At 53.8% G+C, this 15,432-nt stretch carries 16 protein-coding genes; 4 read left to right on the forward strand and 12 right to left on the reverse strand.

Translation table 11 applies throughout. The features are described from left to right. Positions 1-79: 79 nt before the first annotated feature. A complete protein-coding gene (locus tag RHH53_RS01450) occupies positions 80-1,234 on the reverse strand; it encodes a DegT/DnrJ/EryC1/StrS family aminotransferase (protein ID WP_310743994.1) in 1,155 nt (384 codons plus the stop codon). Positions 1,235-1,353: 119 nt separating this feature from the next. Between RHH53_RS01450 and RHH53_RS01455 the strand changes: the two genes are divergently transcribed. Beyond that, positions 1,354-2,703 (forward strand): pentapeptide repeat-containing protein, encoded by a 1,350-nt coding sequence (locus RHH53_RS01455; protein ID WP_302677093.1) that lies wholly within the window; start codon positions 1,354-1,356, stop codon positions 2,701-2,703. Here RHH53_RS01455 and malQ read toward each other — a convergent pair. The 7 genes from malQ to RHH53_RS01490 form a co-directional block, all read right to left on the reverse strand. Continuing rightward, positions 2,700-4,256, reverse strand: a complete 1,557-nt coding sequence (malQ, locus tag RHH53_RS01460; protein WP_302678659.1) for a 4-alpha-glucanotransferase — start codon at positions 4,254-4,256, stop codon at positions 2,700-2,702. The two genes, RHH53_RS01455 and malQ, sit on opposite strands and share 4 nt — an antisense overlap. A gap of 25 nt (positions 4,257-4,281) precedes the next feature. Beyond that, positions 4,282-4,614, reverse strand: coding sequence for a DUF3007 family protein (locus tag RHH53_RS01465; protein WP_206200753.1), 333 nt, complete (start codon positions 4,612-4,614; stop codon positions 4,282-4,284). A gap of 5 nt (positions 4,615-4,619) precedes the next feature. Beyond that, entirely contained in the window at positions 4,620-4,850 is a 231-nt protein-coding gene (gene ndhL / locus RHH53_RS01470; protein WP_181495109.1) for a photosynthetic/respiratory NAD(P)H-quinone oxidoreductase subunit L, read from the reverse strand. A 31-nt stretch (positions 4,851-4,881) separates the two neighbouring features. Beyond that, positions 4,882-5,595 carry a photosynthetic/respiratory NAD(P)H-quinone oxidoreductase subunit K gene (gene ndhK, locus RHH53_RS01475; RefSeq protein WP_206200754.1) on the reverse strand — a complete coding sequence of 238 codons (714 nt, stop codon included), beginning with the start codon at positions 5,593-5,595 and terminating at the stop codon, positions 4,882-4,884. A 120-nt stretch (positions 5,596-5,715) separates the two neighbouring features. Then, positions 5,716-6,642: an isoaspartyl peptidase/L-asparaginase gene (locus RHH53_RS01480; protein WP_310743995.1), complete on the reverse strand. Its 927-nt coding sequence runs from the start codon at positions 6,640-6,642 to the stop codon at positions 5,716-5,718. A 76-nt stretch (positions 6,643-6,718) separates the two neighbouring features. Continuing rightward, the gene (locus RHH53_RS01485) at positions 6,719-7,870 is read right to left on the reverse strand and encodes a hypothetical protein (RefSeq protein ID WP_310453160.1); all 1,152 of its coding nucleotides are present in this window, start codon (positions 7,868-7,870) and stop codon (positions 6,719-6,721) included. A gap of 249 nt (positions 7,871-8,119) precedes the next feature. Next, entirely contained in the window at positions 8,120-9,619 is a 1,500-nt protein-coding gene (locus RHH53_RS01490) for a cryptochrome/photolyase family protein (RefSeq protein WP_310743996.1), read from the reverse strand. A 101-nt stretch (positions 9,620-9,720) separates the two neighbouring features. Here RHH53_RS01490 and trpC point away from each other — a divergent pair, with 101 nt between their 5' ends. Both trpC and RHH53_RS01500 read left to right on the forward strand, forming a co-directional pair. Continuing rightward, positions 9,721-10,647 carry an indole-3-glycerol phosphate synthase TrpC gene (gene trpC / locus RHH53_RS01495; protein WP_206200758.1) on the forward strand — a complete coding sequence of 309 codons (927 nt, stop codon included), beginning with the start codon at positions 9,721-9,723 and terminating at the stop codon, positions 10,645-10,647. Between the two features lie 11 nt (positions 10,648-10,658). Further along, entirely contained in the window at positions 10,659-11,372 is a 714-nt protein-coding gene (locus tag RHH53_RS01500) for an HAD family phosphatase (protein WP_310437917.1), read from the forward strand. Here the strand turns inward: RHH53_RS01500 and RHH53_RS01505 are convergent. From RHH53_RS01505 to RHH53_RS01520, 4 genes are all read right to left on the reverse strand, one after another. Continuing rightward, positions 11,369-12,769: an NAD(P)(+) transhydrogenase (Re/Si-specific) subunit beta gene (locus tag RHH53_RS01505; RefSeq protein ID WP_302677100.1), complete on the reverse strand. Its 1,401-nt coding sequence runs from the start codon at positions 12,767-12,769 to the stop codon at positions 11,369-11,371. The two genes, RHH53_RS01500 and RHH53_RS01505, sit on opposite strands and share 4 nt — an antisense overlap. 5 nt (positions 12,770-12,774) lie before the next feature. Beyond that, positions 12,775-13,053 (reverse strand): NAD(P) transhydrogenase subunit alpha, encoded by a 279-nt coding sequence (locus RHH53_RS01510; protein ID WP_206200761.1) that lies wholly within the window; start codon positions 13,051-13,053, stop codon positions 12,775-12,777. Positions 13,054-13,077: 24 nt separating this feature from the next. Continuing rightward, entirely contained in the window at positions 13,078-14,232 is a 1,155-nt protein-coding gene (locus tag RHH53_RS01515; protein ID WP_302677101.1) for a Re/Si-specific NAD(P)(+) transhydrogenase subunit alpha, read from the reverse strand. Between the two features lie 317 nt (positions 14,233-14,549). Then, the gene (locus RHH53_RS01520) at positions 14,550-14,915 is read right to left on the reverse strand and encodes a sulfotransferase family 2 domain-containing protein (RefSeq protein WP_206200763.1); all 366 of its coding nucleotides are present in this window, start codon (positions 14,913-14,915) and stop codon (positions 14,550-14,552) included. An 85-nt stretch (positions 14,916-15,000) separates the two neighbouring features. Here RHH53_RS01520 and RHH53_RS01525 point away from each other — a divergent pair, with 85 nt between their 5' ends. Beyond that, the gene (locus RHH53_RS01525; protein ID WP_206200764.1) at positions 15,001-15,432 is read left to right on the forward strand and encodes a universal stress protein; all 432 of its coding nucleotides are present in this window, start codon (positions 15,001-15,003) and stop codon (positions 15,430-15,432) included.

The following is a 15,432-nucleotide window of genomic DNA, read 5'->3' on the forward strand; positions in this document are numbered from 1 at the left end:
TGTAGTTAGCTTAGCGAGTGTCAGCTTAAGGTTGTGTTAAGGGAGGACAAATACCCAGACAACTGCTTAGGGGATGCCCTTAGCGCTTACGAAAAAACTGGCGAATGGTTGCGGCAATATGCTCAATGGTGGCATCGCTCAATTCAGGCCAAATGGGTAAGCTGAGAACCTCGCTGGCAAGGCGATCGCTCACCGGATTGGGTGGAGATTGCCCCTTATACATCGGACAGTGATCTTGGGGAATCGGGTAGTAAATCATCGAACTAATACCAGCCTCCTTGAGGTAAGCCGCGAGCGCATCCCGCTGCCCATTGAGCACCCGAATGGTATATTGATGAAACACATGCCCTGGTGAGACTGCTGGGGTTACCACCGCCTCAAGACCCGCCAAGGCTTGGTTATAGGTTTGGGCGACTCGCCGTCGCTCTTGATTCCAGCGATCGATATGGGGTAGCTTCACCCGCAGAATTGCCGCCTGTAGGCTGTCCAAGCGAGAATTGTAGCCAATCATTTCGTGGTGGTAGCGTTGACGGGAGCCGTGAACCCGCAGCATGCGCGATCGCTCGGCTAAATCATCATCATTGGTGGTAATCAGCCCCCCGTCGCCATAGGCACCGAGATTCTTGGTGGGAAAAAATGAAAAGGCTCCCATGGTACCGATCGCCCCCGTGAACCGATGAGCTAAAGCCTCTTGAGTTGCCGTTTCACATTGACAGTTCTCACAGGGCGGACAATAGCGGGCACCAAAGGACTGGGCACAATCCTCAAGAATGGCTAACCCATGGGCTTGGGCAATTTCAACAATTGCTCCCATAGCAGCTGGCCGCCCAAATAAATGAACCGGCAAAATCGCCTTGGTGCGGGGGGTAATGGCTGCGGCAACTTTATTGGGATCAAGGTTAAAAGAGTCCAGTTCCACATCCACAAAGACCGGGCGGGCACCCACCAAACTAATCGCCTCTGCCGTCGCAAAAAACGAAAAGGGGGTGGTAATCACCTCATCCCCAGCACCTATTCCCAAACTGCGCAGGGAAATCACCAGTGCATCTGTCCCTGAATTAACTGCTACCGCATGGCGCACCCCTAAATAGGCGGCTACCTCTTCCTCAAAGGCCTGTACCTCTGGCCCTAGAATGAACTGACCGGATGCCAGTACGCGGGCAACTGCGCGATCGATGTCTGCTTGCAGGAATTGATATTGGGCCTTGAGATCAAGAATAGGGATGGTATCCATGAGAGAGCGCAAGTCTTTATTATCATCCTCTCACGAGCGTAGTGTGGTTTTAGCGAATTAAGCTAGGCTTAGAGTGTAGAGCCGTTCTCAAGGGCGGGGTTCCAGACCCGTTTTTTTTGATGAATCCCCAAGAGTTGTTAAAACGCTATGCCAGCGGTGAACGGGACTTTAATCGTGCCAGTTTGACAAATGGCGAGTTTATCAACGCTGATTTACGGGGGATTATTCTCTCCCGTGCCGACATGGAGTGGGTCAACCTGAGCGGAGCCAATCTCAGTGGTGCGGTGCTGTGTGGCGCAGAAATTGTTAATGCCATGCTCATCAAGGCAGAATTGGTGGATGCCAACCTCGCTGGCGCAAACCTTAGCCGCAGTGATCTCAGTTGGGCAAACCTGACGCGAGCCAATCTCAGCCGCGCTGAACTTAGTGAAACCACCCTGCGGGGAACGGTGCTTCAGGGTGCCAATCTCTCTCGTGTGGACTTGGCGAATGCGGATCTACGGGGATTGACACTCGACGGCGTTAACCTTTCGGGGGCAAATTTACAGGGCGCGAATTTGCATGGCACGGATCTAAAGCAGGCGAACCTAACCCGTGTGGATTTAATTCAGGCGGATGTCAGCAATGCCAATCTCAGTGGTGCGAACCTCAGCGGTGCCAACCTGAGTGGCGCGAACTTAACGGCGGCGAATCTCACGGGAGCCAATCTCAGCCGCGTTGATCTCACGGAAGTCAAGCTCAGTGAAGCCAACCTTGCCAAGGCCAACCTTGTCGGCGCGGAACTGGCCAAGGCGGATCTGTCCTCCCTAGAACTTTCAGATGTCAACCTCAGTGGTGCCAATCTCAGTGGCGCGAACCTGAGCCATACCAACCTTAGCCGTGCGGATCTCAGTGGGGCAAATTTACGGGGCGCCAACCTCAGCCATGCCAAACTGGTGGGCACCAATCTGCAGGGGGCGAATCTCCAAGGGGCAAACTTGCAGGGGGCATTGCTGGACAATGCGGATTTGAGTCAAACGGATCTACGCAGTGCCAATCTCAGTGGCCTCGTCTTTAATGGCGTGAAGCTGCGGGGTGCCAATCTCAGTGGTGCCAATCTTCGCGAAGTGGAGTTAACGGAAGCCAACTTTAGCCGTGCCGACTTGGTAGAAGCGAATCTCAGCCGTGCCCGCTTGGTGGGAGCCAACCTGAGTCGTGCTACTCTCTCAGAAGCGAATCTCAGCCGCGCCACCCTCAGTGGAGCTACCCTGAGCCGGGCAACGTTTAGTGGCAGCTTACTGGGAACTGTAGATCTCAGCGGTGTTAACTTGAGTGGGGCAGACTTAGGGGACGCCAACCTCTCAGGCTCTAACCTGTCGCGGGCGGATTTGACGCGGGTGAACCTGACTGCTGCGGATATGAGTGGTGCCAACCTCAGTGAAGTGGATTTGCGGGGTACGATTATGCCCGATGGCCGACGGCGAGCTTAGGCGGGGTCTTTTTCGGGGACGGCTTCTTCGGCAGCTTCAACCGGCTGGGGTCTCGGTGGCGCTTGACGGCCAAAGAGGTGCACCAAGTGCTTCAAATGAGCGGCAAGTTCAGGGGTAAGTTGACCCGCAGTTAGGCGCCACGCCCAGTTGCCTTCGCTCGTACCGGGGAAATTCATGCGGGCATGACTATCGAGACCGAGCAAATCTTGAACGGGAAGAATGGCTTGGTTGGCAACGGTTCCTAGGGCCATGCGAATCAAAGCCCAGTGGGGTTCGCTGGGGGTATAGCCCAAATAGTCAATGAGGCGCTGCTGTTCCCAGTCACTGAGGGTGCGGTACCAGCCGACAGTTGTGTCATTGTCATGGGTGCCGGTGTACACCACACAGTTGCGCTCTTGATTAAAGGGTAAAAAGGGATTATCCGAACCACCGCCGAAGGCAAACTGGAGAATTTTCATCCCCGGAAACTGAAACTGATCCCGTAGGGCAATGACATCGGGGGTAATATCCCCTAAATCCTCGGCGAGAATAGGCAGTCGTCCCAAAGCAGCTTGCAAGGTTTCAAAGAAGGCAGCACCAGGACCCAGTTGCCACTCACCGTTGACGGCTGTTTCCTCCCCTTCGGGCACTTGCCAGTAGCCCTGAAAGCCGCGAAAGTGATCCACACGGATAATGTCCATGTAGGAGAGCAGGGCACGGAAGCGCTCAATCCACCAAGAGTAGCCATCGGCAGCAAGGGCTTTCCAGTTGTAAATGGGGTTGCCCCAGAGTTGTCCTGTGGCACTGAAGTAATCTGGAGGCACACCGGCCATGAGGGCAACCGCACCCGTTTCTGGATTGAGTTCAAAAAATTGGGGAAAGGCCCAGACATCGGCACTGTCGTGGGCAACATAAATGGGAATATCACCAATAATCTGAATCCCCTGTTGATTGGCGGCTTCCTTGAGGGCGTGCCACTGCTGGTAAAAGAGAAATTGCTGAAACTCGTACTCAAAAATGCGCTCTTTGAGAACGGCTTGGATCGCGGCAAGGGCGGTTGGTTCGCGATCGCGCAAAGGGGCAGGCCATTCATACCACGGCTGTCCCTCGTGGTGATCCTTCAGCGCCATAAAGAGGGCATAGGTGGGCAGCCAGTAGTGGGCAAGGGCTTGAAAGTCGCGAAAGGCCTGCCAGTCTTCTGGGGTGGCTTGATTCTGAAAGCGTTGAGCAGCAAGGCGGAGCAGGGGGAGTTTTTGGCTAATGACAGCCTCGAAATCGACGCGATCGCTATTCTCAAGCGTGAGTCCTGCCAAATCTGCTTCCGTTAACCAGCCCTCCTTGACCAGTTCATCCAAGCTGATCAGCAGTGGGTTGCCGGCCATCGCGGAGTAGCACATATAGGGGGAATTGCCAAAGCCCGTTGGCCCTAGGGGCAAGACCTGCCAGTACTGCTGATCACTGGCAACCAAAAATTCAAGGAACTCACGAGCTGCCGCACCCAAGTCACCAATGCCATGACCACCAGGCAGGGACGTGGGATGAAGCAGTAAACCACAGGAGCGGGGAAAGTGCATTATTTAAGCCACGGGGAAACTTGAGCTAATTATCGCCCAATTCTGGATCGGCAATCTCGCTGGATTCCGCTAGAATTTCTGCTTCAAGGGCGGCTAGCTCCTCTGGCGACATCCGCGCAAGGCGATCGCTCATCACGGCCTCCTCATAGTCTTTGAGTTGCTGATGGTAGGTCATCCGTCCTGTAAAGACCCGCAGGAGATAGGTGGAGAGCCAACCCAGAACCACCAAGACAAAAATGGCTTGACTCCAAATCCCGGCTTGAAGCGGCTCAACCCCCGCAATGCGCAACAGCAGATAAACCAAGCCGCCCGCAAGGAAAACACCAATACCAATCCCTAGAACATCAATGCGGCGCATAGCACCTAGGAATCGAGAGAGCGCGGTTGGGGACGAAAGTTAATAAAGGGAGCCAGCAGGAGTAATCCCGGAAAGAAGAACGTCACCAGAAAGTACATAAATGCCCGCTCAAAGGAGCCAGCCACATACCAGCGAGCATTCAAATAGGCATAGACGATCGCTGGCACCACCAGCAGATATAGCCCTGCCAAGGCGCCATAGACACCGAGTACCAAAAGCTCTGTTGAAACTGCCATCGATGACTACCTCTTCACCAAAACGACTAGATTATTCTGAAACGGTGCTGGTTTCCCTCACCGCTTCCCCAAGGGCAGGAACAGCAATTCCCATCGCTGCAGCAAGGGCAGGAGGAGGCGCTTGGCGACTGGGAGCATTGAGATATTGACCGGTGAGAATAGGGGGCACCGGCTTCATCTTGTGCTTGGCGGTAAAGAGGCGATGGGTTTGGGCAAGGTTGCCACGCTCACTGATATGCTCATTGGCAATTTTCTTGCGCAGCTTGACGATCGCATCCATGATCGCTTCTGGACGGGGCGGACAGCCGGGCAAATAGACATCCACGGGAATCAGCTTGTCCACACCACGCACGGCGGAATAAGAATCAGAGCTAAACATCCCCCCTGTGATCGTGCAGGCACCCATCGCAATCACGTACTTGGGATTGGGCATTTGATCGTAGAGGCGCACCAAGGCGGGTGCCATTTTCATCGTGATGGTGCCAGAGGTGATGATCAAATCCGCCTGACGGGGGCTGTTGCGGGGCACCAAGCCAAAGCGATCGAAATCGAAGCGCGAGCCAATCATGGCCGCAAACTCAATGAAGCAGCAGGCAGTGCCATACATGAGCGGCCAGAGGCTCGATAGCCGTGCCCAGTCATAAACATCGTTGAGGGAAGTAAGGATGATATTTTCCGCAAGTTCTTGGGGAACTTCAGGACGAGCAATTGGATTGAGGATGGCAGGCGAGGTCGTATTGGTCATAGGGTTCCCTCAAGGGACATCGGCCAAATGTAAAAACACTTAAAATTATAGGCCTTTACCCTAACAGATGCAGCCAATTGCATTGAGCTGGCAATAAAAAAACTTGACAGCAAGGATAAATTATTTTTGGCCGCCCACCTGCAGGCCGGGGGGTAGGTCTAAGGTGTCACCAATGGTGATGCCATTCCAGTAGGCCGCCAGCAGGACATCACAGGTTTTGCCCCAGGCGATCGCCCCTTGATGGTCGAGGCCAATGGCGCCAAAATCCCGTTGCCGACTCGCGGCTTCCCGAAAGGATTTTTCAAAGGCCGCCTCAAGGGAAAGCCCATCGGTGACGCGCACCACAATCCGCGTGGCCAGCGCCTCATCCAGAATATCCTCACCAATGCCAGTACAACTGACTGCTGCTAAGCTGTTGGCATAGGTGCCGGCTGGCGTTGCGGAGTCACTCACCCGCCCAATACGCTCAAAGCCCTTGCCGCCAGTGGAAGTCCCCACGGCCAAGTGTCCCTGCTGATCTAAAACCACGACACCAATCGTGCCCCGCCTTGCCTCCTCAGCCACGACTCCGGCCATCGATGTTTGGAAATTGCCTTTGCGTTCCTCGAGCCACTCGTAGAGTCGCTGATCCGTGAGGGGTTGATACACAGGAAGCTGCAATTCACGAGCGAGCTCTGCTGCTCCCACATCGGACAGAATACGGTCAGGGCACTGTTGCAACCAATGCGCAAGGTCAATGGGATTTTTCACCCGTGAGATATTAATGACACCGCTGAGGCGCTGCCGCTGCCCATCCATGAGCGAGGCACTCATGCGAATTTGACCGTCGGATTGCAGCACAGACCCCGTGCCTGCATTAAAGCGCGGTTCATCCTCTAGGAGCCGACACCCCAAAACCACTGCCTCAATCGCCGTTGCCCCTTCTTTTAGGGTCTGAACCACTTGGCTGACAATGGCATGCAGGGATTGGCGGACGGGAATGAGACCGCCTTTGTCTTGGAGCGAGCTGCCGGCGCCGCCATGGAGAATCACAGTGGGTTGGGGCATCCTGAATAGGCGAGATAGAAATCAATGGACTAAATTCACGATACCCCGCGGCGAGGGTCTAAATCCACGGGCTGCCCTAAGCAACTGCTGCCGCTGGCATGGTCTCTGTCTGAGTCGTGGCTTCCTCAGTATCCAGTAGCGCTTGTAGTTCTTGGATGGCTTGTTGGGTATCTTCCACTTGACTGAGGAGCGATCGCGCGATTTTTTCCCCAGAGGCGGTGGACTCTACAACCTCGCGAATGTGATGGCGAAAATGATTGGCCATTTCCTCTACTTGTTGGTTGGCAAAGACCACTTGGTTGGCCAATTTGTTAATTGCCTCACTGATAAAATCGAAACCAGCCATCTGCTGGCCACTGCGACTGGCAATCAGCCCCGCCTGCACCGCAAGGTGTTTCACCTGACGGGTAATCTCAGCAATTTGATGGGTGGCTTGGTCGATAATTTCCACGTCCTGTTTCAGCCGTTCGCTGAGGCGATAAACCTCCGCTGTGTGACGGCTAATTTGGTTAACCCCGGTGAAGGTTTGCTGAAAGGCTTTGCGCCCCCGCTGGGAAAGAACTTGGCTAATGGAGACGAACCGTTGATTGAGTTGGGCAATCCGCTCCGCTTGCTCACGCACAGAGCGCTCCTGCTGCTCTAGGGCTTCGTTCATCTGTTGGGTGCGGGTCAGCTCGCTTTCAAGGCGCTTGGCATAGTCTTGGTTCCGCTCTTTTTCCAGCTTTAACTTCTCAAGGAGTTGCTGGGTGTGGAAGTGCTGCTGCTGAATGAAGAGATTTTTCTTGCTCAGCACTTGCGCTTGGGCAATCAGGATCAGCCGCATATCCACCAACACCAGTTGCTTGCCCTTACGCACGACCACGGGTTCGTAGACAAAGGCGGGGGGGCGACTCAAGGCCTGTTCCACAGCTTCTTCCACAGGAGTGCGTGCCATCAAAACAAGGGGAGGTACTTGGGGTGCAGCAACTTCTGGCAGCAATTTAATCGGGCGCGGCAAGTAGAGATCGCGACCAAACTGCTTGCTCATGCGCTCAAAAAACTTGACCTTGGAGATCATGCCGATGACGCGATCGCCTGCCACCACCAGTACCCCCGGTAGCTCAGGATAACGTTGAAATTCATCAGCCACTTTTTCAGAGATGGTTTCAGGGGAAACCTGATAGGAAAAATAGGGTAAGTCAGCCAATGTAGCGGCTGCAGACAGTTGGATATTGACTGTCTCATTCATTTGATTGTCCCCCAGAATGAGTATTCAATTGTTTTAGCGTGAAGACTGTACTCTGCTTTACCTCACTTAAATTATCTCGACTTAAGAGTAGGAGGAAATTATTTTTTGGTTATCTTTTGGTTAAGTTCGATTCCCACTAGATTTCAAAATACCCGAATTTTTCGTTTATTCCAGATTCACTGACTTCGGATTAAATTTAAGACGTATGGCAAATGAATGTTATGTAGAATACACTTTTTATTTTCGAGGCTATGAATTTTCAGCATACCACTGCTGCACCTGCTGTTGAATGGCTGCCGTTTCTGTGGCACTCAGTTTATCCAAATTTTTGAGGATAATGCTCATGCGTCCTTGGCGACTCAAGATTTTGCGGTGCCGGGCTAGAAAGTGCCAATAAAAAAAGTTAAAGGGACAGGCGCGATCGCCCACTCGTTGCTTGGGATCATAGGCGCACCCTTGGCAATAATTACTCATGCGCTGAATGTAGTTAGCAGACGCCGCATAGGGCTTGGAGGCCAAGCGTCCGCCATCGGCAAATAAGCCCATTCCCAAAACATTGGTTTGCATCACCCAGTCGTAGGCATCAATAAATACGCTGTGGAACCAGTTTTCCACTTCTTGCGGAGACAAGCCAGTAATCAGGGCAAAGTTGGCGAGGATCATCAGCCGTTGAATGTGGTGGGCATAGCCTGTGCGCTCAATTTGCTGCAGAACGTGGCGCAGACAGTTCATGGTGGCGCGATCGCTCTGCCAAAAGAACGTCGGTAAGGGGTGAGTGTGCTGAAAGAAATTATGCTGGCAGTAGTCAGCACCAAGGTAGTGATAGAGACCATACATATACTCACGCCAGCCGAGAATTTGGCGAATAAAGCCCTCCACACTGTTGAGGGGCAGCGGCCGTTCCCTATAGGCGGCTAAGACAGCATCGATCACTTCTTGGGGGTGCAATAGCCCTAGGTTCAAATAGGGGGACAGCAAACTGTGCCATAGGGTCTCTTCTCCTGCCACCATGGCATCTTGGTAGGGGCCAAACTGGGGCAAGCGGTATTCAATAAAGTTTTCCAAGACCTGCAGCGCTTGGGCGCGGGTGACTCCCCAGTCAAAGGGTTCGATGTGGCCGTAGGTGTCAAAGTTGCCTTGGCGCACTGTCTCAATGACTTCTTGGCTGATCTGATCGGGAGAAAAGCGCAGCGGTGGTGGCGGTTTGAGGCGAGTAGGCGGCGGTTGGCGATTTTCGGCATCGTAGTTCCACTTGCCACCCACGGGGGATTTGCCGTCCATGAGAATTTGAAACCGTTGGCGACCGGCGCGGTAGAAATACTCCAACACCAGCGTTTTGCGACCCTTCGCCCAGTCCTGAAATTCTGCTTCTGACCAGAGAAAGTGATTGTTGGGCAAGAACTTAATGGTACAGGGGAGATCGAGGGTAGCGATCAGATCCCGAAAGGGGCGATCGCTGGGCTGCATGATCCGCAGTTCGTGGATATGGTGAGCTTCAATCCACTGTCGCAAGGGGGTAGCAAAGTCGGGGGCGATCGCATAGGTCACCGGCCAACCGGCTGCCTCGAGTTCTTGGGCAAAGTGGCGCATGGCCGACCACACCAGCACGAGTTTTTGGGCATGGTAGCGGCGTTGTTGCACCCATTGGCGGGACTCAATGAGGATGACGGGCACAGAAGTTGGACAGCTTTGCAGAGCTGATTGCCCTTGCCACAGTTGATCGCCTAAAACCCAAACGCCAATGGCCATCCGAACTCAGATTGTAAATAAGGACTAAGGGAGAATGGTTTAGTACAGCCAATGTGATTTATCTTAGTGTTCAACTGTTGCAACTCCATACGACACTCATCATGCAAATTCGCCGGCGTCCCCCTAATCCCGCTGTAACCGTTCGCAACCTCCACTACCAAGTACCGGTGGCCGATGAGGCTCCCCGCAATATCCTTGAGAAAATCGTTTGGCACAAGGAACAGGAGGTAGAGCAACTGCGGGAAGTGCTCCCCCTGCCGGACTTGCAACGTCAGGTACTCGATGCACCACCCGTACGCTCCTTTTTCGCCGCGCTGCAAAACCCTGTCACCCAGCCAGCACTGATTGCCGAGGTCAAGAAGGCCTCTCCCAGTAAAGGGGTGATTCGCCCCAACTTTGACCCGGTGGCGATCGCCCAAGCCTATGTTGCCGCTGGCGCGACTTGCCTTTCCGTCCTAACGGACAGTGAGTTTTTCCAAGGCAGTTTTGAGTACCTGGCTCAAATTCGCCAAGTGGTGGACGTGCCACTGCTGTGCAAGGACTTTATCATTTACCCCTACCAAATGTTCTTAGCGCGGTTGCGGGGCGCTGATGCGGTTCTCTTAATCGCTGCCATTCTCTCGGATCGCGATCTGCGTTATTTCCTGCGCATTGCCCATGGCTTGGGGCTAACCGCATTAGTGGAGGTGCACAGCGCCGAGGAGATGGAACGGGTACTTGAGCTGGAGGACGTACAGTTGGTGGGCATCAACAATCGCAATTTGACGGATTTTAGTGTTGATCTAGCCACCACTGAACAGCTTTTGGCCACCTATGGGGCGCAACTGCGCGATCGCGACATCCTCGTGGTCAGTGAATCGGGCATTCATCAGCGCGCTGATGTTGAGCGGGTGACCCAAGCGGGAGCCAAGGCAATTTTGGTGGGAGAATCCCTCATGCGACCCCCAGCAGAGATGGCGCACCTCAGCGCTGCGGAGCAACTCCAAGCACGGATTCAGCAGTTATTCCCAGAGTTGGCACACAAGTAGCGCAGTTAACTATGCCCCTGAAGGCAGTCTTATTGGATTTCAATGGGGTGATCCTTGATGATGAGGCGATCCATGCCGCCCTCATTGATGAGATTCTGCTGCAAGAGAACTTGCGACCCCAGCGGGGGGAATACGATCTCTTTTGCTTGGGACGCAGCGATCGCGCCTGTTTGGATAATCTCCTCAGTCGCCGCGGCCGGGTAGTGACGCCGGCCTATCTCGACAAACTGGTGGCACAAAAGGCAGCTGCCTACCGCGCACGCCTAGCCAATATGGAGCCTTTTCCCTTCTTTGCGGGGGCGATCGCCCTGCTGGCGAAACTCCATGCTGCGCAATTGAAAATTGCCATTGTCACCGGTGCCCTGCGATCCGATGTGGACTTGGCTCTTGAGCGGGGAAACTTGACTGGCATTGTGGACTGCATTATCAGTGCCGAAAGTGTGGAACGCGGCAAACCCTATCCCGACCCCTATCTCCGTGCCATTGCAGCCTTGCAAGCCCTAGGGGGCGATCTCACAGCCGCTGATTGTCTGGCGATCGAGGACACCTTGGTGGGGGTGCAATCCGCCCGTGAAGCTGGTGTCAAAGTCTTGGGGGTCGCGCACACCTATCCCTTTCACATGCTCCAGCGTCGTTGTCAGTGGGTGCTCGATCGCCTTGATCAGTTTGACCTAGCAGAAATTGCCCCTGTTTTTGACCGTCGCGTGGCCAAGGCAACTGCCTAAAGGTGTTTGACCTCAGCAATGAGTTGATTGAGCACTTCCTTGGCATTGCCAAACAGCATTAGAGTTCTGTCCTTGTAGAACAACTCATTGTCAATACCGGCAAAGCCCGGATTGAGACTGCGCTTGATCACAATCGTGTGTCGTGCCCGATCCACATCGAGAATGGGCATCCCATAGACAGGGCTACCGGGGTTCGTGCGCGCGGCTGGATTCACGACATCATTGGCACCAATGACCAGTGCCACATCCACATGCTCAAACTCTGGATTAATGTCCTCCATGTCCTTGAGTTGGGGGTAGGGGACATTGGCTTCGGCAAGCAGCACATTCATGTGACCAGGCATGCGACCTGCCACCGGGTGGATCGCGTATTTGACATCCACACCCAGCCGCTCCAGTTGATCTGCCAGTTCTTTGACACTGTGCTGCGCTTGGGCAACCGCCATCCCATAGCCGGGAACAATGACCACAGATTTGGCATAACCCAGCATCATCGCACTTTCTTCGGGGTCAATGGTGCGCACTGACTTCGCGGTGGCATGAACACTACCCTCAGCACTGCCTGTGGTCGAGCTACCAAAGCCACTAAAGAGCACATTGGCCAAGGAGCGATTCATGGCCTTGCACATAATTTGGGTCAGAATCAGCCCCGCAGCTCCCACCAAGGCACCCGCGATAATCAGCATACTGTTGCCAACGATGAAGCCCGCAGCACTGGCAGCCAAGCCCGAAAGGGAGTTCAAAAGGGAAATCACAACCGGCATATCAGCACCGCCAATGGGCAGGACAAAGAGCACCCCCAAAATGCTGGCGATCGCCACTAGGCCCCAGAAAATCGGCATCTGACTTGGATGCAACCACACCCAGCCACTGGCCACCCAGAAAGCCACCAGCAAGCCGAGGTGAATCGCCTGCTGCATCGGGAAAATGATCGGGGTTCCCGAAATCAATCCCTGAAGCTTACCAAAAGCCACAAGGCTACCAGTAAGGGTGACACCCCCAATCAGCACCCCCAAAAGAATGGTGATCAGCGTACTGGGGGTCAGCGGTTCACCCAACGCAACGATGCGGCAAAATTCCCCAATGCCCACCAAGGCAGAGGCCGCCCCTCCTAAGCCATTGAGTAACCCCACCATCTGGGGCATGGCCGTCATTTCCACTTTGTAGGCAGCGATCGCGCCAATGACACTGCCGAGGCCAATGGCCGCTAGGATGCCCGTATAGCTAATAATCTGGCGATCGAGGAGCGTGACCACAATCGCAATCAACATCCCCAAGGCGGCAAGGCGATTTCCTTGACGGGCCGTGGCCGGAGACCCCAGTTTTTTCAAACCGAGGATAAAGAGCGCCGCAGCACCCAGATAGCTCAATTCTTCAATGCGTGTTAGCCAATCCATGGTTCCTACCGCTTAAACATCTGCAACATGCGATCCGTGACCAAAAAACCGCCCACCACATTAATCGTGGCGAGCACTGTCGCAATAAATCCCAAGACCACCGTTAAAGTGGTGTGCCCACTCCCCGCCATCAGTAGGGCACCAATTACGGCAATCCCCGAAATGGCATTGGAACCAGACATCAAGGGGGTATGCAGGGTGGGGGGAACTTTGTTAATCACCTCAAAGCCAATGAAACTGGCCAAGACAAAAATCATCAGACCGACAAGAATGGGATCTGTCATAGAACGAATCCTCTAGGGACATCTCTAAACCGTTGTTGCCAAGGTTTGGGCAGGATGCAGCAGTTGCAGTACCCGTGGGTTGCGAACCTGCCCTTCATGGGTGACACAGGCGGCATCCACAATGTCATCGCCAAAGTTCAAGACCAATTCCCCTTGGGGGGTGAGGTACTTCAGAAGGGTCGAAATGTTTTTGGCATACATTTGACTGGCATGCACCGCCATTGTCGAGGGCAGATTAATTGGGCCAATAATGGTGACCCGCTGATGACAAATAGAGCGCCCCGGTTCTGTGCAGGCACAGTTGCCCCCCTGCTCAGCGGCTAAATCCACAATCACCGAACCCGGTTTCATGCTGGCCACCATCCGTTCTGTCACCAAAAGAGGGGCAGGCTTGCCGGGAATTTGAGCAGTGGTAATGACCACATCGGCACTGTGGACATGGGCAGCGATCGCCTCTTGGGTTTTGTGCTTCGCCGCCTCAGAAACCTCTTTGGCATAGCCGCCGGCAGCAACCGTATCCTCCTCAAGGTTAACTTCGACAAATTTGGCACCGAGGCTTTGTACTTCCTCCTTGACCGCTGGGCGAATATCAAAGGCTTCAACCACGGCTCCCAAACGCCGCGCGGTGGCGATCGCCTGCAAGCCAGCCACCCCTGCCCCAATCACAAACACCTTGGCGGGGGGAATCGTACCCGCTGCCGTCGTCAACATCGGGAAAAAGCGCGGCAAATGGGAAGCGGCCAATAACACCGCCGCATACCCTGCCACTGCTGCTTGGGAAGACAAAGCATCCATACTCTGGGCGCGACTCGTGCGGGGAATACACTCGAGGGCAAAGGCAGTAATCTGCCGCTCTGCCAAGTGTTGCATCTGCCATGGATTGCCCAAGGGATTGAGAAAACTAATTAAGGTGGTGCCGGGTCGAATCCACTCCACCTCGCGATCGCGCAGCGGCGCCACTTTGAGCAGCACATCCACACCGCCCCAGACCTCTTCAATGGAGTAACCAATTTCCGCACCTGCTGCACGGTAGTCATCATCGCTGAAGTGAGCCATATCCCCTGCACCAGACTCCACACAGAGGTGATACCCCTGCTGCACCAGCTTGGCAACGACTTCGGGAATCAGGGCAACCCGTTGTTCACCCACTTCGCGTTCCTTAACGACCCCAACTTTCATAGGCACTCTTGGATAGGGTTTGCAGTCTTGACAGAACAATTCCTTGGTGTACTCATCCAGGCATTTTTATAACCGCCCGACACCGTCACAACACATTCACCTGCTGTCCTGTACTGATACTCAAGCTACTGCGATCCCCTTAGGAATGCGAGGAAATGTCAGCATTTGATGGGGATTCTCCACAAGTCTTATGATCCCCAGTAACGTTTGTAACAAATGTTGACATTATCATTGAGTACTTTTACTTAATTTCCCCTCGTCATCCTTTTGTATGCTCAAAGGAGCTATACCTCATTTGGGGTTGCCGATGGAATTTCCTAGTAATAGCGACTAATTGCCTTATCAAAGGGATTACGTTCAAAGCAAAACTTAAAGTAGTTATGCCAAATGTCGGGATTAATCGCGTTGTTAACTTCGGCAGCCGTGAAGTGATTGTTACACTTGCGCTTAGACCCCTGATAAAAGAGAGCGAGCCAGTCTGACAACCGATAGTCAACCAAGGGAGCACGAAAATTGCGAGGCTCTGGATAACCCAATTGACGACGGATGCGCTCATCCTGCCAGCGAATCGGTGTGATGACATCCTGACTACCACAAAACTGGGAGAGGGCAATTTCAATACTGGTGCCAGCAGTTTTACGAGTTTTCAGGAAAATAAACCGATAGGTGTGGTTAATAATCATTGCGAATAGCTATCCAGAAGGGCAGTTTGACCGCTACTTGCGCTCTTGTGGCAGACTAGGAGATTGCAAGTACAGAGTCACAGGCATGTTCAAAACAATTTTAGTGGCACTCGATACCAGTGAGTTATCGGCACGGGTGATGGCAGCGGTGGCACAGTTAAATCTTGACCCAGATGCCCAAGTGATTCTCAGTCATGTGATTTCACCGGTGGAGTCGGGGTTTGGGGTCAGTGCCGATCGCCCCTCGTTGCATCCGCAAATGGGCACCTACCGCAGTATTGAGCAGCATTTACAACAGTTCCAAAGCCACCTCCCCTGTGACTCGGAAATTGAAATTGTTACCGGTGACCCCGTCGAGGAAATTTTACGCTTGGCCAATATCTATGGGGCAGACCTGATTGTGCTGGGGAGTCGTGGCCTCACGGGGGTTGAGCGGGTTGTGCAAGGCTCAGTAAGTGGCGCCGTTGTGGCGGATGCCCCCTGTTCGGTGTTTGTGGTTAAGTCAGCGGAAACTTAG

The sequence above is a fragment of the Thermosynechococcus sp. PKX82 genome, assembly GCF_031583255.1.
Taxonomy (GTDB): Bacteria; Cyanobacteriota; Cyanobacteriia; order Thermosynechococcales; family Thermosynechococcaceae; genus Thermosynechococcus.

What these genes read in the sequence shown, in the direction of transcription:
- RHH53_RS01450 (WP_310743994.1), bottom strand. Translation starts at nt 1,234, where the DNA reads ATGGATACCATCCCTATTCTTGATCTCAAGGCCCAATATCAATTCCTG.
- RHH53_RS01455 (WP_302677093.1), top strand. Translation starts at nt 1,354, where the DNA reads ATGAATCCCCAAGAGTTGTTAAAACGCTATGCCAGCGGTGAACGGGAC.
- malQ (WP_302678659.1), bottom strand. Translation starts at nt 4,256, where the DNA reads ATGCACTTTCCCCGCTCCTGTGGTTTACTGCTTCATCCCACGTCCCTG.
- RHH53_RS01465 (WP_206200753.1), bottom strand. Translation starts at nt 4,614, where the DNA reads ATGCGCCGCATTGATGTTCTAGGGATTGGTATTGGTGTTTTCCTTGCG.
- ndhL (WP_181495109.1), bottom strand. Translation starts at nt 4,850, where the DNA reads ATGGCAGTTTCAACAGAGCTTTTGGTACTCGGTGTCTATGGCGCCTTG.
- ndhK (WP_206200754.1), bottom strand. Translation starts at nt 5,595, where the DNA reads ATGACCAATACGACCTCGCCTGCCATCCTCAATCCAATTGCTCGTCCT.
- RHH53_RS01480 (WP_310743995.1), bottom strand. Translation starts at nt 6,642, where the DNA reads ATGCCCCAACCCACTGTGATTCTCCATGGCGGCGCCGGCAGCTCGCTC.
- RHH53_RS01485 (WP_310453160.1), bottom strand. Translation starts at nt 7,870, where the DNA reads ATGAATGAGACAGTCAATATCCAACTGTCTGCAGCCGCTACATTGGCT.
- RHH53_RS01490 (WP_310743996.1), bottom strand. Translation starts at nt 9,619, where the DNA reads ATGGCCATTGGCGTTTGGGTTTTAGGCGATCAACTGTGGCAAGGGCAA.
- trpC (WP_206200758.1), top strand. Translation starts at nt 9,721, where the DNA reads ATGCAAATTCGCCGGCGTCCCCCTAATCCCGCTGTAACCGTTCGCAAC.
- RHH53_RS01500 (WP_310437917.1), top strand. Translation starts at nt 10,659, where the DNA reads ATGCCCCTGAAGGCAGTCTTATTGGATTTCAATGGGGTGATCCTTGAT.
- RHH53_RS01505 (WP_302677100.1), bottom strand. Translation starts at nt 12,769, where the DNA reads ATGGATTGGCTAACACGCATTGAAGAATTGAGCTATCTGGGTGCTGCG.
- RHH53_RS01510 (WP_206200761.1), bottom strand. Translation starts at nt 13,053, where the DNA reads ATGACAGATCCCATTCTTGTCGGTCTGATGATTTTTGTCTTGGCCAGT.
- RHH53_RS01515 (WP_302677101.1), bottom strand. Translation starts at nt 14,232, where the DNA reads ATGAAAGTTGGGGTCGTTAAGGAACGCGAAGTGGGTGAACAACGGGTT.
- RHH53_RS01520 (WP_206200763.1), bottom strand. Translation starts at nt 14,915, where the DNA reads ATGATTATTAACCACACCTATCGGTTTATTTTCCTGAAAACTCGTAAA.
- RHH53_RS01525 (WP_206200764.1), top strand. Translation starts at nt 15,001, where the DNA reads ATGTTCAAAACAATTTTAGTGGCACTCGATACCAGTGAGTTATCGGCA.